The sequence below is a fragment of the Alsobacter metallidurans genome (genome assembly GCF_014636935.1).
Lineage (GTDB): Bacteria > Pseudomonadota > Alphaproteobacteria > Rhizobiales > Beijerinckiaceae > Alsobacter > Alsobacter metallidurans.
In genome coordinates this window covers 2050642-2073266 of record NZ_BMES01000002.1, presented here as the reverse complement: position 1 = coordinate 2073266, position 22625 = coordinate 2050642, and the positions used below count along the sequence as shown (strand labels likewise).

Sequence of the window (22625 nt, the reverse complement as noted above, 5' to 3'; positions counted from 1 at the left end):
ATTGTTCCGGAGCCGTTTGCGTCGGCCCCGCTGCTTCGGCCATGCTAGGCACGGTCTGGTTGCGAAGCCATGACGGATTTTGGCCGTCGAGGAGGAGAATATGTCGAAAAACAAGCCTCAGGCCGGGGAAACCCCGCGTCGGCAGGACGGTAAGCCGCGTGTGATGGCGCTGGACCTTCCCCGCGCCGAGCTCAGCGAACCGATGCAGGCCTATTTCGACAAGTGCCAGGAGAAGATCGGCTTTGTCCCGAACGTGCTGGCCGCCTATGCGCATGACAACGCCAAGCTGGAGGCCTTCGCGACGTTCTACAACGACCTGATGCTCGCACCGTCTGGCTTGTCGAAACTGGAGCGCGAGATGATCGCAGTGGCGGTCTCGGCCGAAAATCGCTGCTTCTATTGTCTCACTGCGCATGGAGCCGCCGTGCGGCAGCTCTCGGGCGATCCCGCGCTCGGCGAATTGATGGTGATGAACTGGCGGGCCGCGGACCTTTCGGCGCGGCACCGCGCCATGCTGGGCTTCGCATCCAAGATGACGCGCGCTTCGCACGAGATCGTCGAGGATGACCGGCAGGCGCTGCGGGACGCGGGCTTTGGCGAGCGCGACATCTGGGACATCGCCGCGGTAGCGTCGTTCTTCAACATGTCCAACAGAATGGCGTCGGCGGTCGACATGCGTCCGAACGCCGAATACCACGGGCAGGCGCGCTAGACGCGAAGCGCGGCGGTGACACGGGCCGGGGTCTGGCGCCCCGGGCTTTTCCGTGCTTCAAGCCGGCTCCTTTCGATGCATCTTCGGAGTTCGCCATGGAAACCCGCCCTCTCGGCCGCACCGGCCTGCAGGTCAGCCTCCTGTGTCTCGGCACCATGACGTGGGGGCAGCAGAACACCGAGGCCGAGGGCCACGAGCAGATGGACTATGCGCTCGCCCAGGGCGTGAACTTCTTTGACACCGCCGAACTCTACTCGATCCCGCCGAGCGCCGACACGCAGGGCTCGACCGAGCGCATCATCGGCACGTGGTTCCAGTCCCGTGGCTCGCGCGACAAGGTGATCCTCGCCTCCAAGGTCATCGGCCGCAGCGTCATGGACTGGTTTCGCGACGGCCGCATTCCGGGCGAACTCAACCGGGCGCAGATGACGGAAGCGCTGGAGAAGAGCCTCAAGCGTCTCAAGACCGACTATATCGACCTCTACCAACTGCACTGGCCGGACCGCCCGTTGCCTTGGGGCGGTAACCCGACCGTTTATCGCCACCAGGACTATGTTGGCCCCGAGAACCCCATCGAGCAGATCCTCGAGGTGCTGGGCGACTTCGTGAAGGCCGGCAAGATCCGCCATATCGGGCTCTCCAACGAGAGCGCGTGGGGGACGATGAAGTTCGTGCAGGTGTCGGACGCGCGCGGCCTGCCGCGCGTCGCTTCGGTGCAGAACGCCTACAACCTCGTGAACCGCACCTACGAGACCGCCCTGGCCGAAATCTCGATGCGCGAGCAGGTCGGCCTGCTCGCCTATTCGCCGCTCGCGCAGGGCTATCTCACCGGCAAGTACCTCAACGGCGCGCGGCCGGAAGGCTCGCGCACGACGCTGTTCAACCGCGGCCAGCGCTACGAGAAGCCCGGCGCCGAGATTGCGTTGGCCAAATACGTCGCGCTCGCGAAGGACTGGAGCCTCGATCCGGCGCAGATGGCGCTGGCCTTCGTGAACTCGCGTCCGTTCCTGGCTTCCAACATCATCGGGGCCACGCGCATGGAGCAATTGAAGACCGACATCGCCTCCGTGAACGTCAAGCTGGCGCCGGAGCTGCTGGAGCAGATCGACGCGATCCACCAGGTCCACATGAACCCCTGCCCGTAGCATACGGGGACGCAACCACGGCCCCCTGTTTGGCATTCCGCTTGCGGAGGCGGAGGCTAAACAAGTCACGCCGACAGCGATTGAGAATCACGCCGGCCTTGCTCATTCTGGGTCGGCGTGGAGAACTCGGGCGTTCTTCGCGCCCGTATCGACCGTCCCGCCCGGCGCCTTGCGCCGCGCTTCTCCTTGGGAGGGCAGGATGCCGCGTCTCTTCACCGGCCTCGAGGTGCCGCCCGAAGTCGCCAGCGCGCTGGCCAGCCTGCGGGGAGGCCTCGTGGGAGCCCGCTGGATCGACGTGGAGAACTACCACGTCACCCTGCGCTTCATGGGCGACATCGACGACCACTACGCCCGCGACGTCTACCACATGCTCGCCGACGTCCGGCGGCGGCCGATCACGCTGACGATCGACGGCCTGACCACCTTCGGGGGCGACAAGCCCCGGGCGCTGGTGGCGCGCATCAAGCCCGAGCAAGCGCTGATCGAGTTCCAGGCCGAGCAGGAGCGCATCGTCCGGCGGGCCGGCCTTCCGCCCGAGAAGCGCAAGTTCACCCCGCATGTGACGCTGGCGCGGCTGCGCGACACGACGCCCTGGCACGTGGCCGACTTCCTGGCCGGGCAGGGCCACGTGCCGTCGCGCAGCTTCACGGCGAACCGCTTCGTACTGTTCTCGTCGCGCGCGTCCACGGGCGGCGGCCCCTACGTGGTGGAAGCCGCCTATCCGCTCGGTTAAGCGTTCATCGTTGATGCGCGAGGGCTGGACCTTCGGGCCGGGCGCGCCACCTCTCGGGTGAGAAACGGGAGAACGGCATGGCGACGCGATTGGGCGACGACGAACGCAGGCAAGCGTTGGAGCATCTCACCGGCTGGGCCATGGTGGAGGGCCGAGAGGCGATCCAGCGACGCTACGTGTTCCGGGACTTCAGCGAGGCGTTCGGCTTCATGACCCGCGTGGCGCTGGCGGCCGAGCGGATGGACCACCATCCCGAGTGGTCCAACGTCTACAAAACCGTCGACGTGACGCTCACGACGCATGAAGCCGGCGGCCTCACAGAACTCGACGTGAAGCTGGCGCAGACCATGGACCGGCTCGCCGGCAAGTAGCCTGAGAGTGCTATTTCGGCTGCATGCGCAGGGCGCCGTCGAGGCGGATCGCCGTGCCGTTGAGCATGTCGTTGTCGATGATGGTGCGCACCATCGCGGCGTATTCCTCCGGCCGACCGAGCCGGGACGGAAAGGGGATGCCGGCTTCCAGCGACTTGCGGATGTCGTCCGGCACGCTCTCGAACATGGGCGTGTGGAACAGGCCCGGCATGATGGTCATCACCCGGATGCCGTAGCCGGCGAGATCGCGCGCGATCGGCAGCGTCATGCCGACCACGCCGCCCTTGGATGCCGAATAGGCGGCCTGGCCGATCTGTCCGTCCTCGGCCGCGACCGAGGCCGTGCAGACGATGACGCCGCGGCCGCCGTCCGGGGTGACGGGCTCCAGCCCCGCCATCGCGGCCGAGCTCTTGGCGATCATCCCGAAAGTGCCGGCCAGGTTCACGGCCAGCGCCTTGGCGAAGGTCGCCATGTCGTGGGCGACGAATTCGCCGGTGTTGCGCTTCTTCGACACCGTGCGCTTGCCGGGCGCGATGCCGGCGCAGTTCACCAGGATGCGCTCGACCCCGTGGGCGGCGCGCGCCTTGGCGATGGCGGCGTCCACGGACGCTTCGTCCGATACGTCGGCCATGCAAAACACGCCGCCGAGTTCGCGGGCGACGGCCTCGCCGCGCGCCTCGTTCATGTCGAACACCGCGACCCGCGCGCCTTCGGCGGCGAGCATGCGGGCCGTAGCCTCGCCCAGACCGGAGGCGGCGCCGGTGACGATGGCGGCTGTGGCGGCGTCGATCTTCATGGCGGCGTCTCCCGGGGCGTTTCTTGATGATGCGATTTCTAGCCGCATCCCGGCCCGCCCGAAAGGGTCGCGGTCGTGCGAGCGCTCCCACCTCCTTGTGCGCCGGATCATCGGGGCCATCTACGGGGGCGTGCGCGCGGCACTCCCCCCAACCGCCCGCGCCCTGGAGGCGACCATGACGCAGACGTCCGACGAGTGGCTGGGCCGGCCGCTGAACAAGGCCGAGATGGAGGCCATGCGCCGCGCCGCCCGCGACGAGAAGGGCGTGTTCGCGGATACGCTGCGGTTGCTGAAGCGCGTGGGCAAGAACATCCCCTTCGCGGAGGACGTCCTGGCGGCCTATTACTGCGCCCTCGACCCCAGCACCGAGCGGCGCGTGAAGCTGATCCTGGCCGGCGCGCTGGCCTATTTCGTGATGCCGTTCGACGTGCTGCCCGACATCATGCCGCTGATCGGCTTCACGGACGACGCGGCCGTGATCGCGACCGCGATCGCGAGCGTGTCGCGGGCGATCAAGCCCGAGCACCGCGACCGCGCCAAGGAGGCGCTCGGCAAGGAACTCGGGGCCTAGGCTCCGTTCATTCGCACCACGACCTTGCCGGTCGCCTTGCGGTCCGCCAGCAACCGGATGCCCTGGCCGGTTTCGGCCAGCGGCAGCACGTTCGAGACCAGCGCCTTGACGCGCCCCTCGACCGCCCAGGCGAAGATGGAGCGAATGTTGACCGCGTTCTGCACCGGCTCCTTGTCCGCAAAGGAGCCCCAGAACACGCCCTGGACGTCGCAGCCCTTCAGCAGCATCAGGTTGAGCGGGATGCGGGGAATGTCGCCGGCCGCAAAGCCGACCACCAGGAAACGGCCGCGCCACGCGATGGCCCGCAGTGCGGCCTCCGACAGGTCGCCGCCGACCGGGTCGTACACGACGTCCACGCCTTTGCCGCCCGTGAGGCGCTTCAGACCTTCCTTCAGGTCTTCCCTGGAATAGTCGAGCGTCTCGGTCGCGCCGTGCTGGCGCGCCAAGGCGAGTTTCTCGGGCGACGACGCGCAGGCGATCACGCGCGCGCCCATGATGGCGCCGAGCTCAACCGCCGCGAGGCCGACGCCGCCCGATGCACCGAGCACCGCCAGCGTTTCGCCGGGTTGGAGCTTGGCGCGATCCTGCAAAGCGTGAAGCGATGTGCCGTAGGTGACCAGCAATCCCGCCGCCGCCTCGTCGGACAGGCCGTCCGGCACCGGAATGAGCCGCCCGGCCGGCGCGACGACTTTGGTGCGGCAAGCGCCATAGCCGACATAGCCGGCGACGCGATGGCCGACCGTCAGCCCGGTGACGCCCTCGCCCAGCGCGCTGATGCGGCCGGCGAATTCCGCGCCCGGTGAAAAGGGCAGCTCGGGCTTCACCTGGTAACGGTTCTGGATGATCAGCGTGTCGAAGAAGTTCAGCGCCGCGCAGGCGACATCGACGACGACCTGCCCCGGGCCGGGCTTCGGATCCGGGAGTTCCTCGACGACGAGGCTTTCGGGCGGCCCGAAAGCGCGGCACAGAACGGCGCGCATGAACGTCTCCTGATGATTGAGGCTGCTTGCGCGGGGGCGCTATCCGGCTTCCAGGACGCCGTCAGCCTCGAGGGTCTTTCGCAGTCGGCCAAAAGCCAGCCGTATGCGGGATTTCACCGTTCCGAGCGGCAGGTTGGCCCGCTCGGCGATCTCGCTATGCGACAGGCCTTCGTGGAAGGCGAGCCGAACGAGGTCCAACTGCTCGGCCGGCAGGCTGCGCATGGCCACGCGGAGCCTTTCCTCGCGCTGCTGCAGATCGAGCATACGGTCAGTCTGCGGATCCTCGGCGACATCGAGTTCGGCGTCGAGCGGGTCCATGAACTCGACGCGGTCGCGCCGCAGGCCGTCGATGCGCCGGTTGCGGGCAATGCGGTAGAGCCATGTGGGCACCGACGACTTGGCGGCGTCGAACTGCTCGGCCTTCCGCCACAAGGTGACGAGGACCTCCTGGGTCAATTCTTCGGCCGCGCCCGCGTCGGCGCCGAGGCGCGTCAGATAGGCGTTCAAGCGCGGCGCGAAATAGTCGAAAAGCTTCGCAAACGCCTCACGATCGCGCCGCTCGGCGACGGCGGCGACGAGGGCCGCCAATTCTTCGTGGGACGTCAACGCGGTGGCTCTGTCTCTTCCGCGATCTCAGATGCAGCGGCAGGCCTGGCTTGGCGCGGGCCGCGGATCGCGGATGCATGTTCGCATGTCCGGCGGCCTCGCGAAACAGACCTCGTCAGCAAAATGCGCGAAAGTCCGCATCATGCCGTGTTCACGCCGACATTCGTGGCGATTGATCATTCTAGCGCCGCGCTGCAGGCGAGGTAACATGACGCCCATGATTCGATCCGTCTCCCTGCGTTCGCCACTCGCAATCGCCCTGCTCGCCGCCGCGCTCTGGCCGGGCTCCGCCCTGGCCCAGGATGCCAAGCCCGCGTCCAAGCCCGCACAGAAGCTGCCAGCCGGCGCGCTCGGCTCCAAGCCGGCGGCGGCCAAGCCGGGATCCCCCGCCAAGCCCACAGGCCCTGCGAGCGCCGCTAAGCCCGGAGCTGCCAAGCCAGGGATCAAGCCGGCGGTTGGGCCGGGTGGCGGGCAACCCGTGCAGCTCGAGGTTTACGGGGATTGGGGCGCTTACGCGTCCACGACGGCGAAGGGCAAGGTCTGCTATGCGCTGGCACAGCCCAAGGATCGTCAGCCAAAGTCGCTGCAGCGGGACCCGGGCTATCTCTTTATCGCAACGCGTCCCTCCGAGGGCGTGCGCAACGAGGTCAGCATGGTGCTGGGCTTCGTCACGCAGGACGGCGGCGACGGCAAGGCGGCGATCGGCAATGCGAGCTTTGCGCTCGTCACCAAGGGCAACGCGGCCTGGGTGAAGAACGCCGCCGAGGACGCCGCCTTCGTGGATGCGATGCGGCGCGGCCAGAGCCTCACCATCGAGGCGAAATCCAAGCGCGGAAACAGCTCCACCGACCGCTACGTGCTGGCCGGCCTCACGCAGGCGCTGGACCGCGTGAAAAAGGAATGCCCCTGAGCTGACGCGCATTCCAAGCTCGCCGCGGGGGTCCGGGCGGGCTCCGCCGCATTGGGGCCATCTTGGCCCCGCATAGGATTTCGCATGCACCTATGATAGAGGATCGGCCGGCTGGCGCATGCGCCAGCCGCTGTTTCGCCGTTGGGGCGCCTTAGCGCCGGATCCGGACCATGACCGCCATTACGCTCGATCTTTCCCGGGCCAAGCCCGTCGACATGCCTGCGCCGGCGCCCGAGGCGACCAAGCGGTCGCTCGTGGGCGTGACCCGCGCGGGGCTCGCCGAGGCCCTCGCGGGCGCGGGCGTGCCCGAGCGCGAGGTGCGCATGCGCGCCGGCCAGCTCTGGCACTGGATCTATTTTCGCGGCGCGCGCGACTTCGAGGCCATGACCAATGTGGGCAAGGGGCTGCGGCAGGCGCTCGCCGAGCGCTTCACGCTTGAGCGGCCCGAGATCGTGTCCGAGCAGGTGTCGGTCGACGGCACCCGCAAGTGGCTGCTGCGCATGCCGTCCACGGGGCCACATGATCGCGGCGCCGAGATCGAGGCGGTTTACATTCCAGAATCCGATCGCGGGACGCTCTGCGTGTCGTCCCAGGTCGGCTGCACGCTGACCTGCACGTTCTGCCATACGGGCACGCAGAAGCTGGTTCGCAATCTCACCACGGCCGAAATCGTCGCGCAGCTGATCGTCGCCCGCGATGCGCTGGGCGAGTGGCCGGGCGGCGTTCGCCCGACGGACGGGCTGGTGCCGGACGTCGAGCGCGCGATCAGCAACGTGGTGCTGATGGGCATGGGCGAGCCGCTCTACAATTTCGAGAACGTCCGCGACGCCATGGACGTGGTGTCGGACGGCGAGGGGCTGTCGCTCTCCAAGCGCCGCATTACGCTGTCGACCTCCGGCGTCGTCCCGATGATCGAGCGCGCCGGCTCGGAAATCGGCTCGATGCTGGCGATCTCGCTGCACGCCGTGCGCGACGAACTGCGCAACGAGCTCGTGCCGCTCAACAAGAAATATCCCATCCGCGATTTGCTGGAGGCGTGCCGCACCTATCCGGGGCTCAGCAATGCGCGCCGCATCACGTTCGAGTACGTGATGCTGAAGGGCGTCAACGACAGCCTTTCGGATGCGCGCGAGCTGGTGCGGCTGCTGAAGGGCATTCCGGCCAAAATCAACCTGATCCCGTTCAACCCCTGGCCGGGCACGAGATACGAGTGCTCCGACTGGGAGCAGATCGAGGCGTTCTCAGAGGTGGTGTTCCGGGCCGGCTATGCGTCGCCGGTGCGCACCCCGCGCGGGCGCGACATCCTGGCGGCCTGCGGCCAGCTGAAGAGCGAGACCGAGAAGCTGCGCGCGCGCGCTCGGCTGATGCTGGACAGCGGGATCGGGGCCGAGGGGATGTTCGTCTCGCAGGAGAGCTGAGCCATGCGCCGCCTCGTTCTGGGTCTTTTTGGCCTCGTGCTGGCCATCCCGGCCGGAGCGCTGTTCCTGGTGATCGGCGGCCTCGCCGTACCGGAGACGCGGGAGCTGGCGGCGGACCTGACGCTCACGAGCGTGTTCGCGCTGTTCGCCGCGCTCCTGAACGCCGAGGGGCCCGACACCGTCTGGGCGGTCGCGGCCGGCGCCTTCTGGGCGCTCACGACGGCGCTGCTGGTGCTGCCGCCTGTGCTCACGGCTCTGATCGGCGCCGCCGCCGGGCTCAGCTCCTATGTCTGGTACGCCGGCGGGGCAGGCTTGCTCACCATCGCGATCGCGTGGTTCGGCCGGGCAAGCGGGGCGACGCTGGACAGCGCCGACGTCAAGCTCCTGTCGCTGCTGTTTCTCACGGGCGCCGCGGCGGGCTTCGTCTACTGGGCGGTCGCCGGGCGCGAAATGGGCCCGGTCAGCGACCCTGGGTCAGCAAGAGCCTGAGCGCAAAGCCGCCCATCACGCCCGCAAAACCGAGATCGAAGGCCCGCATCATGCGCTTCGAGCGGCGCATCGAGGCCGTGAAGCGCTCGGCCGTGAGCACGATCACGGAGGCGACTGGAACGCCCACCAGCAGGAACCAGACGCCCAGAAACACCATCTTGCCGGCGGCGTGCGGGTCCGTGGGTTCGACGAACTGAGGCAGGAATGTCACGAAGAACAGCACCACCTTGGGGTTGGTGAGGTTGATGCCGAGACCGGTCAGGAACACCGCAAAGGCGTTCTTGGACTTGCCGTCGTCCGGCGTGACATGGAATGAGGAGCCGTGGCGCAGCGACTGCCAGGCGAGCCAGAGCAGGTAGATGGCGCCGACGATCTTGGCCGCCGTAAACGCCGTCGTGGAGGCCGCCAGCAGGGCGGACAGGCCCAATCCGGCCAGCAGGGCGTGGATGACCACGCCCACGGAACACCCGGCCACCGTCGCGAAGCCCGCCCGGCGGCCGCCCGCCAAGGTGCGCGCCAGCATGAGCCCCATGTCGGGCCCCGGCGTGATGGCGAGCAGAAAGCTCGCTCCCGTGAAGGCCAGCAGGGTGGCGGCGGACGGAACGAAATCGATCGGCATGCGCGAGCCCAGGTTCAACCTGCGCGGACCGTAGAAGCCCACGGTCCGGCGCGCCACCCGTTTTTCGCTGCGCCGACCAGATGCCGGCAGGCTCTCCCGCCACGGCGGCGAGAGAGCCTTGGTTTGTCAGCGCAGCTTGTCGTCGAGCTCCGGCATCAGCACGACACTTTCCTGCTCGTTCGGATCCGTGCGGGCGATGATGGCCACGCAGGGCTCGGTGTCGCTGGTGTTGTAGGGCAAGTGGGGGACGTCCGCCGGAATGTAGCAGTACTCGCCGGCGCCGACGTCCATGTGGTGTTCAAGATTGGGGCCGTACCACATGGCCGACTGTCCACTCAGCACGTAGATCGCGGTCTCGTGCGATTCATGCTTATGAGCCTTGGCCCGGCCGCCCGGCGGGATCGTGACCATCTGCATGTGCAGGTGCTGCGATCCGACGGTTTCGGCCGAAACGCCGGGCTTGTAGGGGAGGTCTTGCTTGCCGGTGAACTCGACGCCGGGCTGGACCTTGCGGCAGGTAGGAGCGGCCCCGGCCGGACGCGCCGGCGAGGGTGTCTGGGCAATGGCAGCCATGGAAGGAACTCCTGATGGTTGCGGTTTCTGATTGCCCCTATTGAGACCCGCCCACCTTCGCCTCGCAACCCGAAGCTGGGCGACGCTGGGCGGCGTCAGGCCGCCGCGGCTTCCTGCCTCGCGGGCAGCCCGGCCAGCAGGCCAATGAGCGCCCTGTCATGCAACACCACCATGGCCTCCTTGGGGTGCAGCCACTCGATCACGTCGTCGACCGATTCGGCGTCCATCAGCTTGGCTTCCGCAACTGCGCGCTCCCGGTCGATCTCACCGCGCTTGCGGCGAGGGGCGGCCGGCAGCATGGCTTCGTGCCGAGACCGGAACAGCGGGTCGGCATGGAGCGCGCGCACCGCGATGTCATCGTCGTAGCCGGCCTTGTCGAGCTCCCGCATGAGCGCGTTAGCGCGCGTCGCGATCGGCGGGGGAGAGGTCTCCTCCGGCGTCAGCAGAAGCCCGGCGCGCTTCAGGGCGAGACCCATCGACAGCATGCCGGAGGCCGCCGAGATCGGGATCGCGAGCACGAGGCCCAGAATGGTGGGCGACATCCAGCCAAACAGCGAAGGCGCGATCATGAAGGCCGAGATGCCGGTGAAAATGCCCAGCAGCATCTGGAGGCGATGGCGCCGGACGATGTCGCGGAACGGAATGGACCCGTCGTCACGCCGCTGCGGATTCCAGCCGGTGTCACGCCCGGCGATGATCTGGAACACCGCGCCGGACTGGATCACCATCAGGATCGGCGCCAGCAGGGCCGACATGATGACCTCGATGATCGCCGAGACCACGAGCCGGAAGCCGCCGCCGCTGGCGCGCCGCAGCGAGCCGCGGATCAGCGCCAGGATCAGGCCGAAGAGCTTGGGGGCGAGCAGGATCGCCATTGTGATGCCGAACAACTGCAAGGCGCGTTCGGCGTCGAAGCGCGGCCAGGCCGGGAACAGCGAGAACTCGCGCGTGAAATATTCCGGGCGCACATAGCGCGTCTGCAACACCAGCACGATGCCGACCACGAGCTGCGACAGCCAGAGCGGCGAGGCCAGGTACGAGAAGATGCCGGTCGCGAAATGCTGGCGCGTCGGCCATGTGAGGCCGGCCGCGCCGATCACGCGGGAATGCTGCAGGTTGCCCTGGCACCAGCGTCTGTCGCGCGTCGCAAGGTCGATCAGCGACGGCGGGCTTTCCTCATAGCTGCCCTCCAGGTCGGGCAGCATGTAGACGGTCCAGCCGGCGCGGCGGACCAATGCCGCCTCGACGAAATCGTGGCTCAGGATGTGACCGCCGAAGGGCGGCTTGCCGGAGAGGTGGGGCAGGCCGCAGTGGTCCGCGAAGGCCTTGGTGCGGATGATGGCGTTGTGGCCCCAGTAGTTGCCTTCACGGCCGGACCAGACCGCCAGGCCGGTGGCGATCACGGGGCCGTACATTTTCGCGGCGAACTGCTGCAAGCGCGCGAACAGCGTGTTGCGGTTGATGATCAACGGCAGCGACTGGATGATGCCGGCGTCCGGGTCAGCCTCCATGGCGGCGGCAAGGCGCGTCACGCAGGCGCCTGTCATCAGGCTGTCGGCGTCCAGCACCAGCATGTGCTCGTACGCGCCGCCCCAGCGGGTGACGAAATCCTCGATATTGCCGGCCTTCCGGTTCGTATTCTTCTGCCGGTGCCGATAGTAGAAGCGGGCCTTAGGACCCAACCGCTCGCGCAGCGCCCAGAAGGCGCGTTCCTCGGCCACCCAGGCATTCGGCTGAGTGCTGTCCGACAGGATGAAAAAGTCGAAATGGTCAATGAGGCCGGTGGCCTCGATTTCCTCGTACATGGCCTGCAGCGAGGCGAAAACCCGGGACGTCGCCTCGTTGTAAACCGGCATGACGACGACCGTGCGGGCGCGCAGGCTCTTGGGAACCGGTGGCGTCCGCCGGCGCAGCAGAAGCGCCACGAAGCCCAGGATCGCGCTCGTGAAGGCCAAGGCGATCCACGAGAAATTGACCGTGAACAGCGCCACGAGGGCCCACTGCAGAGCCGTCACGCCAGAGACGGACACGACCCGGTACATCTCCGACGCGCCCCACACGGTGAGGGCGATCGCCCCCACGAACACGAAGAGGCGGGCCAGCCAGGGCTTGGGACGGCGAACTAGCGGCTTGCGCGTCAGCTTGCGCGACCACGTCCCGAGCGCCTGCACGGGCATCGCCAAAGGCGATTCCGGCGGCAACGGCGGATGGTCCGCCGGCGCGATCACGCCCAGAGGCGCGTGCGGCGAGGGGGCGTCTACGGTGTCCAACGATACAGCCATGTCTCGCTCAAGGGCTTCCCGCCCGCTTCCAGCACGAGCCGCAATTCACACGCCGTCTCGTTGCCGGGTTCGAGTTCGAAACCCACTCGGTAAAGCTTGCGTTCCGGATAGGGCCACAACCTCAGATTGGACACCACGCCGGTCGCCGACGACAGCATCGCCTTGAGCTCCGCCGCCGTCTGGGCAGGCCGCAGCATGTCGCCGGTGAAGTCGACTGCAAAACGCCGGGCCGTGGCCGTGCGCCCGCGCCCGACGCGCGTCGACGTGACCTGCGCGAGCGGTGCGCGCTCCGGCGGCTGCCAGCACCAGAACTGCCGGTAGGCGACCGACACATCGGCGCCCGGTTGCAGAGGCTGCTTGGGCCTCCAATAGGTCAGGACGTTGTCGTTGATCTCGGACTCGGTCGGGATTTCGACGAGTTGCACGAGGCCGGGCGACCAGTCGCCAATCGGCTCGATCCAGAGGCTGGGACGGCGCTCGAAATTCTGGTCGTCATCCTGGAAGGCGGCGCTGTCGCGATCGCGCTGGATCAGCCCGAACCCTTTTGGCGCGGGGTCCACGAAGGCCGAGATCTGCAGGGTTTCGGGATTGGACAGAGGTCGCCAGATCCATTCGTCGTTGCCGTTGTGGATCTGCAAGCCGCCGCTCTCGTACACGGCGGGGCGCAGGTCATCGACGTTGCGACGGTCGTTCGGGCCGAACAGGAAGGTCGACGTCATGCCGGCCACGCCCCAGTTCTCCACTGGCGCACGCGGAAACAGCGTGATCTCCGTGTCGATGATCGAAACGTCGCCGGTGCGCAGCGTAAAGCGGTAGGCTCCCGTGACGCTTTCGGAATCCAGCAAGGCGTGGATCACGAGATTGTCGGTCCGCGCCGCTGGTTGCTCGATCCAGTAGGCGCGGAAGAGGGGGAATTCCTCGCCCTTGGGATCGCCGGCTTTCAGGGTCAGGCCGCGCGCCATGACGCCGAGGTTCTGGCCGCGTGCGGACGAGCGGAAGAAGGTCGCGCCCTGGAAGATCGCGACTTCGCGCTGGCGCCCGTTCTGCGGATCGCCGAATACCTTGAAGCCGGAGAAGCCGAGGTCGGGCAGCGTCGCCGGGACCTTCAGCGATCCGTAGTCGAAGCGGCTGCGATCATAGATCACGCGCCGGACGATGCCGTCTTCGACGACGTAGAGCGAAACTGCGCTTCCGAACGCAAAGCCGCGGTGGAGCGGCTCGACCGTGAAGCCGCGTCCCTCGTTGTTCCACAACACGGCGCCGGGCTGGGCGCGGATGCCGATATATTGCTCGTAGTTCAGCGCATTGAACGGTTCTGGCAGTTCGCTCGAGGGCGCCTGATAGGCTCGCTTCGACAACAGCCGCGCGAGATCGGCGAGCGTCGTGGCTGTGAAGCGTTGTCCCTCGCCAAGCGCGCTCTGCAGCGCCTGCGCGACGAAATTCTGCCCCAGCGCCGGCGACGCGGCCGCCAGCGCGCCCGCGCCGAGCCCGAAAGCCAGCAGCGAGCGACGGTTCATCCGCGACAAAGCCGCATCACTACCGTTGTGTGGGGGTACTCTCGACATTCAGTGGGAGACCTGTTTCGGACCCGCGGCGCATGAAACCACGCGCGAAGCTCGTGGCGCTACCCAACCGGGCGGGCTTCTAGCACATTATAAGGGCATCGCGAGACGTTTCCGAGGCCGCAAAATGGCCGATCGACCGGGTTCGGGCGGTGTGTACGCCCCCGACCTACAGCTTTCACAACTTGGAGCCGTCCGGGCGGGCGACCTGGCAACTGGTGCCGTCGGCCCGCCACTTTCCGCAGAGTTCGGCCGCCGCGGCGGCGTTCTCGAACGGCCCGGCGGTGAGGCGGTGGCGAACCGGCGTCCCTTCCGCCTGGATCACGCTGGCGACCAGGCCGCCAACGCTGCTCTTGTGGCGCTGCTGCAAGATGCGCCACCAACCCCAGAGCGTTTCGGCGCTGGAGGCTTCGCCGAGCAGGAGCGTGAAGCCCAGCGGCTTGGTGACCACGCCTTCCGCCGTGCTTGCGCTCGTGGCCGGCAAAGCGCCGGTTGCGGCGACGTCCGGCAGAGCAGGCGCGACATGGCGGGCGAGCGGAGCCGTCGGGGCAAGGCTGCTCATCGGCTGCGGAGTGGGCGCGCGATCAAAAAGGCGCGTGACGAGGCTGGGGGCCATCAGCAGGAGCGCCGCGACCGATGCGCCAGCCCAGGCGGCTCCGAGCGTCGTGGCTCCGGCCGTCGTCGCGGGCGCTTGCGCCGGGGCAGCCGCGAAGACGTCGCCGGTTGCGGTCGCGAAGCTGGGCTCGATTCGAGAATACGTCATCAGGCAGCCTGGCGGCGGCGGCGGGCTTGTGAGGCGCCGGCGCCGTGGTTAATCCATGGAAACCATAAGTCGGTATCGTAAACGAAACCCTGTCAGCCGAGTCGAGCGCCCATGACCGACATTGTCGCCCCCCCCGCACCGCCCGCCGCCGTGGCTTCACCAAAGGGCGTCGATCTCGAAACCGGAGGCGACCTGCGCGAAGAGTTGCTCGCTCCGATCGTCGCGCGGCGTGGGTTGGCCATCATTCTGGCGGCCGGCGAGGGAACGCGCATGCGCTCCGCCCTGCCGAAGGTGCTGCACCGGATCGCGGGGCTCAGCCTGCTTGGCCATGTGTTGAAGGCCGTCCAGGCGGCCGACATCGACGCGATCGCGGTGGTGGTCGGGCCAGGCCGCGAGGACGTGGCCGCGGAGGCGCTGAAGTTGGCGCCAGGCGCTCGCGTGTTCGAGCAAAAAGAGAGGCGCGGCACCGCGCATGCGGTGCTGGCGGCGCAAGACGCACTGGCGGAAGGCTTCGACGACGTGGTGGTGCTGTTCGCCGACACGCCGCTGGTGACGCCCGCGACGGTGCGCCGGCTGCGCAACGCAGTGGGCGAGGGCGCTTCCGTGGCGGCGCTCGCGTTCGAGGCCAAGGACCCGACGGGCTACGGGCGTATGATCATCGAAGAGGGATCGCTCGTCGCCATTCGCGAGCACAAGGACGCGAGCGAGGACGAGCGGCGCGTGACTTTGTGCAACGCTGGCCTCATGGCGCTGGACGGGCGCCACGCGCTGGAACTGCTTGAAGGCATCGGCTCCGACAACGCCCAAGGCGAGTTCTACCTGCCGGACGCTGTTGAGCAGGCGCGTGCGCGGAGCTACGCCACGCAGGCGCTCGTCGCGCCGGAGGACGAGGTGCGCGGCGTCAACGATCGGGTGCAACTCGCGGCCGCCGAGGCGATCATGCAGGGTCGTCTCCGCGACGCCGCCATGCGGTCGGGCGTCACCATGATCGCGCCCGAGACCGTGTTTCTCAGCCATGACACCGTGATTGGCCAGGACACCCTGATCGAGCCGAACGTGTATTTCGGCCTGGGCGTTACGGTCGGGACCGGCGTCGCCATCCACGCCAACTGCCATTTCGAGAAGGCCGTGATCGGCGATCGCGCCGAGGTGGGGCCATTCGCGCGATTGCGGCCGGGCGCGGATCTCGGGGAAAACAGCAAGGTCGGGAATTTCTGCGAGGTGAAAAACGCGCAGGTTGCGGCCGGGGCCAAGATCAACCACCTCAGCTACGTGGGCGACGCCACCGTGGGGGCGAAGGCCAATATCGGGGCCGGTACGATCACGTGCAACTACGACGGCTTCAACAAGGCCCGGACGGTGATCGGGGCGGGCGCATTCATCGGCTCGAATTCGGCGCTGGTCGCCCCCGTGTCGATCGGGGACGGCGCTTTCGTGGGCTCTGGCTCGGTAATCACCGACGACGTGCCTGCTGACGCGCTCGCGCTAGGGCGCGGCCGGCAGGTGGTGAAGGCCGGGTGGGGCAAGGCGTTCAGGGACGCCAACAAGAAGGGCTGAGCCGCGGCAGCGCAAGCCGCGGCCCCGGTTCCGTCACACCTTGCCTTGCAGGGCGGCCGCGATCTCGTCCAGCACGGCGGGATCGTCGATGGTGGCCGGCATCGACCAGCTGTCGCCGTCGGCGATCTTTTTCATGGTGCCGCGCAGGATCTTGCCCGAGCGGGTCTTGGGCAGCCGGTTCACCGTGATGGCGATCTTGAACGCCGCCACGGGGCCGATCTTGTCGCGCACCAGCTTGACGATCTCCTTCTCGACATCAAGCGGCGAGCGGTTCGCGCCCGCCTTCAGCACCACGAAGCCGCAGGGCTGCTCGCCTTTGAGGGCGTCCTTGACGCCAATCACCGCGCACTCGGCGACGTCGGGATGCGAGGCCAGGACCTCCTCCATGCCGCCTGTGGACAGGCGATGGCCCGCCACGTTGATGATGTCGTCCGTGCGGCCCATGATGAACAGGTAACCGTCCTGGTCGACGAAGCCGGCGTCCGAGGTGTTGTAGTAGCCCGGATAGGCCGAGAGATAACCCTCCTTGAAGCGGTCGTCCGCGTGCCAGAGCGTCGGCAGGCAGCCGGGCGGCAGCGGCAGCTTCACGACGATCGAGCCCATCGTGTTCGGCCCGACCTGGCGGCCGCCCTCGTCCAGGATCTGGACATCGTAGCCGGGCATCGGGACCGTGGGCGAGCCATGCTTCACCGGCAGCGCGCCGAGGCCGAGCGGGTTCCCGACGATGGCCCAGCCCGTCTCCGTCTGCCACCAATGGTCAATCACCGGGACCTTCAGAATCTCCTCGGCCCATTGCACCGTGTCAGGATCCGCGCGCTCGCCGGCCAGGAACAGGGCCCGGAAGCCGCCGAGATCGTAGCGGGCGAGATGCTCGGCCTTGGGGTCCTCCTTGCGGATCGCCCGGAACGCCGTCGGCGCCGTGAACAGCACCTTGATGTCGTGCTCGGCGATCATGCGCCAGAACGCGCCCGGGTCCGGGGTGCCAACGGGCTTGCCCTCGTAGATCACGGTGGTGCAGCCGATCAGCAGCGGCGCGTAGACGATGTAGGAATGGCCCACCACCCAGCCGACGTCGGAGGCGGCCCAGAACACCTCGCCCGGCTGCATGCCGTAGAGGTTGTTCATCGACCACGCGAGCGCGACCATGTGGCCGCCGTTGTCGCGCACCACGCCCTTGGGCTTGCCAGTGGTGCCGGACGTGTAGAGCACGTAGAGCGGATCGGTCGCCAGCACGGGGACACAGTCGGCCAGCCGGCCCGCCGCCTTGGCGGCCGACACGGCGGCGGTCCAGTCGTGGTCGCGGCCGGGCTGCATGGCGGCTTCGCATTGCGGGCGCTGGAGCAGCAAGACCGATTCGGGCTTGTTGGACGCCAGCGCGATGGCCTCGTCCAGCAGCGGCTTGTAGGTCACCACGCGGTTCGGCTCGATGCCGCAGGAAGCCGCGAGCACGAGCTTGGGCGTCGCGTCGTCGAGGCGGGTGGCGAGCTCCTTGGCGGCAAACCCGCCGAACACCACGGAGTGGATCGCGCCGATGCGCGCGCAGGCCAGCATGGCGATCACGGCCTCGGGAATCATCGGCATGTAGACGATGACCCGGTCGCCCTTGCGGACGCCGAGATCCTGGATCACGGCCGCCAGGGCGGCGACCTCGGTCTTCAGCTCCGCATAGCTGAGCGTGCGCTTTGTCCCTGTGACCGGGCTGTCGTAGATCAGCGCGGCCTGGTTGGGGCGCATAGCGGCGTGTCGGTCCACCGCGTTCCAGCAGGTGTTGCACTCCGCGCCCACGAACCATCGCCCATAGGCCCCCTGGTCGGGATCGAAAATCGCGTCGGCCGGCTTGATCCAGTCGACCGCCTTGGCGGCCTTGGCCCAGAACGCCTGCGGGTTGGCTTTCCACTGCGCGTAGGTCTCGGGATAGCGGCTCTGCATTCGTCCCTCCCAGGATTTTTCCCACTGATACGCAGGCGCGGCCGGCGAACAAGACGACGGAAGTCGAGTTTAGCCCAAAGATGGAGACGGCCGCAGCGCGCCGGTCGGGTCTGCGCGGCCGCGGCTTGTCGGTGGGGCGCAAACCTGCGACCACTTTGCTCCCGCCGAGCCGATCCCCCGCCGATGATCGAAACACCTCTCTTTTTCGCGATCGCGATTCCTGCCGTCGTGCTCATGGGCATGTCGAAGGGCGGCTTCTCGGGTCTCGGCCTGATCTCGATGCCGATGCTGGCTTTGGTGGTGTCGCCCGTCACGGCGGCTGCCATCATGCTGCCGATCCTGATCGTGCAGGACGCCGTGAGCGTCTGGGCCTACCGCCGGGATTTCGATCCGAGGCTCCTCTACATCATGGTCCCGGGGTCAATCGCCGGCATCGCGATCGGCTGGATCTTCGCCGCGCAGGTGCCGGAAGCGGCGGTGCGGGTCGGGGTGGGGCTGATCTCGGTTGGGTTCGTGGCGCTCTACTGGCGACGGCGCAGCGTCATGGAGGAGGCCGAGCGGGAGCGGCGATCGGTTCTGGCTGGCGGATTCTGGGGCGTGGTGGCGGGCTACACGAGCTTCGTCGCCCACGCGGGCGGGCCACCCTTCCAGGTTTATGTGCTGCCCCAGCGGCTCTCGCCGCTGCTTTACGCCGGCACGAGCACGATGTTCTTCGCCATCACCAATCTGGTGAAGGTGGTTCCCTACGTGGCGCTGGGGCAGTTCTCGACCGAGAACCTGCGCGCCTCCGCGCTGCTTTTTCCGCTTGCCATCGCGTCCACTTTCCTGGGCGTCTGGATGGTGAAACGGATCGACGCCAAGCGGTTCTTTACGCTGATCTACGTGCTCAGCTTCGTGGTTGGGGTAAAGCTGATCTGGGACGGCTTTCGCGACCTGCTCTGAGGCCTCGTCCGACGATCGATCGATTGCCCGGCTCCGGCCGCGCCGCTACGGTTCCGCCGCAACACGAAGCCGGCGGGAGACGTGGCCATGGCGTCCGACATCTACGACATCGACCTCGACAAGAACCCAGCCAATTTCCAGCCGTTGACCCCGCTGTCGTTTCTTGAGCGCGCCGCGCTGGTGTTCCCGGACCACACGGCGATCATCCACGGCGCGCTGCGCCGGACCTACCGCGAATTCAATGAGCGCTCCCAGCGCCTCGCCTCTGCGCTCGCCAAGCGGGGGATCGGCCGCGGCGACACCGTCGCGGTGATGCTCGCCAACACGCCCGCCATGCTGGAGTGCCACTACGGCGTGCCGATGACCGGAGCGGTGCTGAACACGCTGAACACCCGGCTCGACCCGCCCATCATCGCGTTCTCGCTGGACCACGGCGAGGCCAAGGTGCTGATCGTGGACCGCGAATACGCGAAGATCGTCGGCCCGGCGCTCGCGACGGCGACCGTGAAGCCGCTGATCATCGACTACGACGATCCGGAGTTCACCGGCCCGGGCGAGCGACTTGGCTCGCTCGACTACGAGGCGTTTCTGGCCGAAGGCGACTCCAGCTACGAGCGCGCGAGCCCGGGCGACGAGTGGGACGCCATTTCGCTGAACTACACCTCCGGCACCACCGGCAATCCCAAGGGCGTCGTGTACCACCACCGCGGCGCGGCGCTGCTGGCGCAGGGCAACGTGCTCACCTGCAACATGGGCAGGCACCCAGTCTATCTCTGGACGTTGCCGATGTTCCACTGCAACGGCTGGTGCTTCCCGTGGTCGATCTCGGCCGCGGTCGGCACGCATGTGTGCCTGCGCTATGTGCGGGCGGCCGCCATGTACGAGGCGATCGCGGAGCACAAGGTCACGCATCTGTGCGGCGCGCCCATCGTAATGTCGACGCTCCTGAATGCGCCCGACGCCGAAAAGCGGCCGCTTCCGCATGTGGTCGAGTTCTTTACGGCCGCTGCGCCTCCCCCGGAAGCGGTGTTGGCCGCCATGAAGGCGGCGGGGTTCAACGTCACGCACCTTTATGGCCTGACCGAAACCTACGGCCCTGCCGTCGTGAACGATTGGCACGCCGACTGGAATGACCTCGACCCTGCCGCGCAGGCGGCCCGCAAGGCCCGGCAGGGTGTGCGCTATCTCGCGCTGGAGGCGTTGGACGTGAAGGATCCCGTCACGATGGAGAGCGCGCCGGCCAATGGCGAGGTGATCGGCGAGGTCATGTTCCGCGGCAACGTGGTGATGAAAGGCTACCTCAAGAACCGGAAGGCGTCCGAGGAGGCCTTCGCGGGCGGTTGGTTCCACTCGGGCGATCTCGGGGTGAAGCACCCGGACGGCTACATCCAGCTCAAGGACCGGTCCAAGGACATCATCATCTCGGGCGGCGAGAACATTTCGTCCATTGAGGTCGAGGATGCGCTTTTCAAGCACCCGGCCGTGCAGGCTGCGGCGGTAGTGGCCAAGCAGGACGATAAATGGGGCGAGACGCCCTGCGCATTCGTGGAGCTGAAGCCGGGCCGCGAGGCGACGGCCGACGACCTGCTGGCGTGGTGCAAGCAGCACCTGGCGGGCTACAAGTGCCCCCGGCACATCGTGTTCGCCGAGCTGCCGAAGACCTCGACCGGCAAGGTGCAAAAGTTCCGCTTGCGCGAGATGGCCCGGGACATCTGAACCGCAGGCTGAAAACGAACCGCCGCAGCGCGACGGCGCATGCGGCGGCGAACTCACTCGGGGGACGCCACAATCAAGGCGTCGGCCAAACCCTCAATGCAGGGTCGGCTTGGCGGCCACTCGAAGCCGCTCGATCTGATCTTTCAGCAACAATTTCTTCCGCTTCAACTCGGCGAGTCTGAGATCGTCCCCACTCGGGGCGCCTAATTCCTTCTCGATCTCCTTGTCGATGGCCTGATGGCGGCGCTCGAGCTCCGCCAAATGGGACTGCAAAGCCATGCGATACCTCCCACGTTGGAACGTCATCAGTCTGACACAGGACCGCTCGTAGGGGGAAGCCATTCCGAAGAATTTCCGCCACCCCTGCTCGGCCCTTGGAGGAGGTAGGCGCCCTACTGCTCCGGGGCAAGCGGAAGCGACGCGCCACGCCTCCGACGCGAGCGGCGCCCGGCTTGACCCTAGCCGAATTGTCCTCTGCCGACTTGCCCGCCGCGTCGCGTCTGGCATAGTGGATCGGTTCGCGACGGCGGCGTGATGGGTCCATCCATTGAACATGAACATCGACAGCACCGAGGCCACCGATGTCCAGCTCGCGGCTGAGTTGGCCCGTCTCCAGACCGAGCATCGCGACCTCGACGCAGCCATCTATGCGCTGGAAGGCATAGTCGCCGCCGACCAGTTGCAGATCCAGCGGCTCAAGAAGCGCAAGCTGGCCCTGAAAGACCGGATCATCCGGCTCTCGGACCAGATCACGCCCGATATCATCGCCTGAACGCGAGCCGGTTGGCTTTCGCCGCATAAAGCGCGCGGTCGGCCTCCTGAAGGGCGTCCTGCACGGTCTGCCCCACCGTGAGCCCATGCGCGCCGAAACTGGCGCTGATCGGGATCTCGAGGCCGCGCCACTCCGCGGGGGAGTCGGCCAGGATGAGCTTGAGCGCCGCGGCTTTTTCGGCCGCGATGTCTTGGTTCGCGTGCCACAGCAAGACCGCGAACTCGTCGCCGCCCAGGCGGGCCACCGTGTCGGACGCACGCAGATTGCTGGCGAGCACCGCAGCCGTCTTGGCCAGCACGGCGTCGCCCGCCGGGTGCCCGAGCTGGTCGTTCACCTGCTTGAAGCGATCCAGATCGAGCAGCAGCAGCGACACCGGCACGCTATAGCGCTCCGTATAGGACAGCGCGCGCCGCAACTCGCGGATGAAGCCCCGCCGGTTCAGGACGCCGGTCAGCTCGTCGACATGCGCGAGCTCCTCCAGTTCCGAAATGCGGGATTTCGCCTGGGCGAGTTCGCGCGTGAGCTCGGCCACGCGGGCGCCCTCCGAATGAGGGCAAACCGTATCGAAAGGAGGGGTGACGTGGTTCACGATCGTTTCCGGCTATGCTAGCGCAGGGGAAGCGCGTTCTATAGTCCGCCCTGTTTTTCTTGAAAGCCGCTTAACTTTTGCGGGAGAGTTGGAATGAAGGCCCATAAACCAGTCGCCGTGATCATGGGCAGCCAGTCCGACTGGGCGACGATGCGTCATGCGGCCGAGACTCTCGAGGCGCTGGGGATCGGGCATGAGTGCCTGATCGTCTCGGCCCACCGCACGCCGGACCGGCTCTACGAGTTCGCCAAGGGCGCAAAGGTGGCGGGCTACCAGGTGGTGATCGCCGGCGCGGGGGGCGCCGCGCATCTGCCGGGCATGACGGCCGCGCTCACGAGCTTGCCGGTGTTCGGCGTGCCGGTGGAATCCAAGGCGCTGTCGGGACAGGACAGCCTGCTCTCGATCGTCCAGATGCCGGCCGGCATCCCGGTCGGGACGCTGGCGATCGGTCGCGCGGGCGCGGTGAACGCCGCCTTGCTGGCGGCCGCAGTTCTGGGCCTCAACGATCCGGCGCTCGCGGACCGGGTGGACGCCTATCGGGCGCGCCAGACCGGCGCGGTGGCCGAGCGTCCGGCCAACGAGGCATGAGC

The 22625-nt window shown here is 67.5% G+C and carries 23 protein-coding genes and 1 pseudogene; 13 read left to right on the top strand and 11 right to left on the bottom strand.

The window, feature by feature from the left end; genetic code table 11:
- Positions 1-100: 100 nt before the first annotated feature.
- From IEV99_RS20065 to IEV99_RS20050, 4 genes and pseudogenes are all read left to right on the top strand, one after another.
- Positions 101-712, top strand: coding sequence for a peroxidase-related enzyme (locus tag IEV99_RS20065; protein WP_188519476.1), 612 nt, complete (start codon positions 101-103; stop codon positions 710-712).
- Between the two features lie 95 nt (positions 713-807).
- Complete coding sequence (locus IEV99_RS20060; RefSeq protein ID WP_188519475.1) at positions 808-1857, top strand: aldo/keto reductase; 1050 nt, start codon at positions 808-810, stop codon at positions 1855-1857.
- Positions 1858-2056: 199 nt separating this feature from the next.
- Complete coding sequence (gene thpR, locus IEV99_RS20055) at positions 2057-2590, top strand: RNA 2',3'-cyclic phosphodiesterase (protein WP_188519474.1); 534 nt, start codon at positions 2057-2059, stop codon at positions 2588-2590.
- A gap of 74 nt (positions 2591-2664) precedes the next feature.
- Positions 2665-2961: pseudogene (locus IEV99_RS20050) on the top strand (4a-hydroxytetrahydrobiopterin dehydratase); the annotation flags it as partial.
- A gap of 10 nt (positions 2962-2971) precedes the next feature.
- Here IEV99_RS20050 and IEV99_RS20045 read toward each other — a convergent pair.
- Positions 2972-3757 carry an SDR family NAD(P)-dependent oxidoreductase gene (locus tag IEV99_RS20045; RefSeq protein WP_188519472.1) on the bottom strand — a complete coding sequence of 262 codons (786 nt, stop codon included), beginning with the start codon at positions 3755-3757 and terminating at the stop codon, positions 2972-2974.
- Between the two features lie 175 nt (positions 3758-3932).
- On the opposite strand from IEV99_RS20045, the gene IEV99_RS20040 reads away from it, so the two are divergent.
- Positions 3933-4328: a YkvA family protein gene (locus IEV99_RS20040; protein ID WP_244643944.1), complete on the top strand. Its 396-nt coding sequence runs from the start codon at positions 3933-3935 to the stop codon at positions 4326-4328.
- Here the strand turns inward: IEV99_RS20040 and IEV99_RS20035 are convergent.
- A complete protein-coding gene (locus tag IEV99_RS20035) occupies positions 4325-5308 on the bottom strand; it encodes an NADPH:quinone oxidoreductase family protein (protein WP_188519471.1) in 984 nt (327 codons plus the stop codon). The genes IEV99_RS20040 and IEV99_RS20035 overlap by 4 nt on opposite strands.
- Positions 5309-5347: 39 nt before the next feature.
- Complete coding sequence (locus IEV99_RS20030; RefSeq protein WP_244643943.1) at positions 5348-5914, bottom strand: sigma-70 family RNA polymerase sigma factor; 567 nt, start codon at positions 5912-5914, stop codon at positions 5348-5350.
- A gap of 208 nt (positions 5915-6122) precedes the next feature.
- Between IEV99_RS20030 and IEV99_RS20025 the strand changes: the two genes are divergently transcribed.
- The 3 genes from IEV99_RS20025 (at position 6123) to IEV99_RS20015 (ending at position 8731) form a co-directional block, all read left to right on the top strand.
- Positions 6123-6824, top strand: coding sequence for an invasion associated locus B family protein (locus IEV99_RS20025; RefSeq protein ID WP_244643942.1), 702 nt, complete (start codon positions 6123-6125; stop codon positions 6822-6824).
- Positions 6825-6994: 170 nt separating this feature from the next.
- The gene (gene rlmN, locus IEV99_RS20020) at positions 6995-8242 is read left to right on the top strand and encodes a dual-specificity RNA methyltransferase RlmN (protein WP_188519470.1); all 1248 of its coding nucleotides are present in this window, start codon (positions 6995-6997) and stop codon (positions 8240-8242) included.
- A 3-nt stretch (positions 8243-8245) separates the two neighbouring features.
- Positions 8246-8731 (top strand): hypothetical protein, encoded by a 486-nt coding sequence (locus IEV99_RS20015; RefSeq protein WP_188519469.1) that lies wholly within the window; start codon positions 8246-8248, stop codon positions 8729-8731.
- On the opposite strand, the gene IEV99_RS20010 is transcribed toward IEV99_RS20015, so the two are convergent.
- From IEV99_RS20010 to IEV99_RS19990, 5 genes are all read right to left on the bottom strand, one after another.
- Complete coding sequence (locus IEV99_RS20010; protein ID WP_308469386.1) at positions 8703-9407, bottom strand: LysE family translocator; 705 nt, start codon at positions 9405-9407, stop codon at positions 8703-8705. The two genes, IEV99_RS20015 and IEV99_RS20010, sit on opposite strands and share 29 nt — an antisense overlap.
- Before the next feature lie 69 nt (positions 9408-9476).
- Positions 9477-9923 carry a cupin domain-containing protein gene (locus tag IEV99_RS20005; RefSeq protein WP_188519468.1) on the bottom strand — a complete coding sequence of 149 codons (447 nt, stop codon included), beginning with the start codon at positions 9921-9923 and terminating at the stop codon, positions 9477-9479.
- Between the two features lie 95 nt (positions 9924-10018).
- On the bottom strand, positions 10019-12205 hold the full coding sequence (gene mdoH / locus IEV99_RS20000; protein ID WP_188519467.1) for a glucans biosynthesis glucosyltransferase MdoH: 2187 nt from the start codon (positions 12203-12205) through the stop codon (positions 10019-10021).
- Positions 12181-13722, bottom strand: a complete 1542-nt coding sequence (locus IEV99_RS19995) for an OpgD/OpgG family glucan biosynthesis protein (protein WP_188519466.1) — start codon at positions 13720-13722, stop codon at positions 12181-12183. Before IEV99_RS19995 ends, mdoH begins: the two co-directional genes overlap by 25 nt.
- 223 nt (positions 13723-13945) lie before the next feature.
- A complete protein-coding gene (locus IEV99_RS19990) occupies positions 13946-14530 on the bottom strand; it encodes a hypothetical protein (protein WP_188519465.1) in 585 nt (194 codons plus the stop codon).
- 216 nt (positions 14531-14746) lie between these two features.
- Here IEV99_RS19990 and glmU point away from each other — a divergent pair, with 216 nt between their 5' ends.
- Entirely contained in the window at positions 14747-16087 is a 1341-nt protein-coding gene (gene glmU, locus IEV99_RS19985; RefSeq protein ID WP_371875816.1) for a bifunctional UDP-N-acetylglucosamine diphosphorylase/glucosamine-1-phosphate N-acetyltransferase GlmU, read from the top strand.
- 33 nt (positions 16088-16120) lie between these two features.
- Here the strand turns inward: glmU and IEV99_RS19980 are convergent, their stop codons facing one another.
- Entirely contained in the window at positions 16121-18016 is a 1896-nt protein-coding gene (locus IEV99_RS19980) for a propionyl-CoA synthetase (protein WP_188519463.1), read from the bottom strand.
- A gap of 183 nt (positions 18017-18199) precedes the next feature.
- On the opposite strand from IEV99_RS19980, the gene IEV99_RS19975 reads away from it, so the two are divergent.
- Together IEV99_RS19975 and IEV99_RS19970 are read left to right on the top strand one after the other, a co-directional pair.
- A complete protein-coding gene (locus IEV99_RS19975; RefSeq protein WP_188519462.1) occupies positions 18200-18958 on the top strand; it encodes a sulfite exporter TauE/SafE family protein in 759 nt (252 codons plus the stop codon).
- An 87-nt stretch (positions 18959-19045) separates the two neighbouring features.
- A complete protein-coding gene (locus IEV99_RS19970) occupies positions 19046-20674 on the top strand; it encodes an acyl-CoA synthetase (protein ID WP_188519461.1) in 1629 nt (542 codons plus the stop codon).
- A 93-nt stretch (positions 20675-20767) separates the two neighbouring features.
- Here the strand turns inward: IEV99_RS19970 and IEV99_RS19965 are convergent, their stop codons facing one another.
- The gene (locus IEV99_RS19965; RefSeq protein WP_188519460.1) at positions 20768-20953 is read right to left on the bottom strand and encodes a YdcH family protein; all 186 of its coding nucleotides are present in this window, start codon (positions 20951-20953) and stop codon (positions 20768-20770) included.
- A gap of 274 nt (positions 20954-21227) precedes the next feature.
- On the opposite strand from IEV99_RS19965, the gene IEV99_RS19960 reads away from it, so the two are divergent.
- Positions 21228-21446 carry a YdcH family protein gene (locus tag IEV99_RS19960; protein WP_188519459.1) on the top strand — a complete coding sequence of 73 codons (219 nt, stop codon included), beginning with the start codon at positions 21228-21230 and terminating at the stop codon, positions 21444-21446.
- On the opposite strand, the gene IEV99_RS19955 is transcribed toward IEV99_RS19960, so the two are convergent.
- Complete coding sequence (locus tag IEV99_RS19955; protein WP_188519458.1) at positions 21436-21978, bottom strand: GGDEF domain-containing protein; 543 nt, start codon at positions 21976-21978, stop codon at positions 21436-21438. The two genes, IEV99_RS19960 and IEV99_RS19955, sit on opposite strands and share 11 nt — an antisense overlap.
- A 150-nt stretch (positions 21979-22128) precedes the next feature.
- On the opposite strand from IEV99_RS19955, the gene purE reads away from it, so the two are divergent.
- Positions 22129-22623: a 5-(carboxyamino)imidazole ribonucleotide mutase gene (gene purE / locus IEV99_RS19950; protein ID WP_188519457.1), complete on the top strand. Its 495-nt coding sequence runs from the start codon at positions 22129-22131 to the stop codon at positions 22621-22623.
- Positions 22624-22625: the final 2 nt, after the last annotated feature.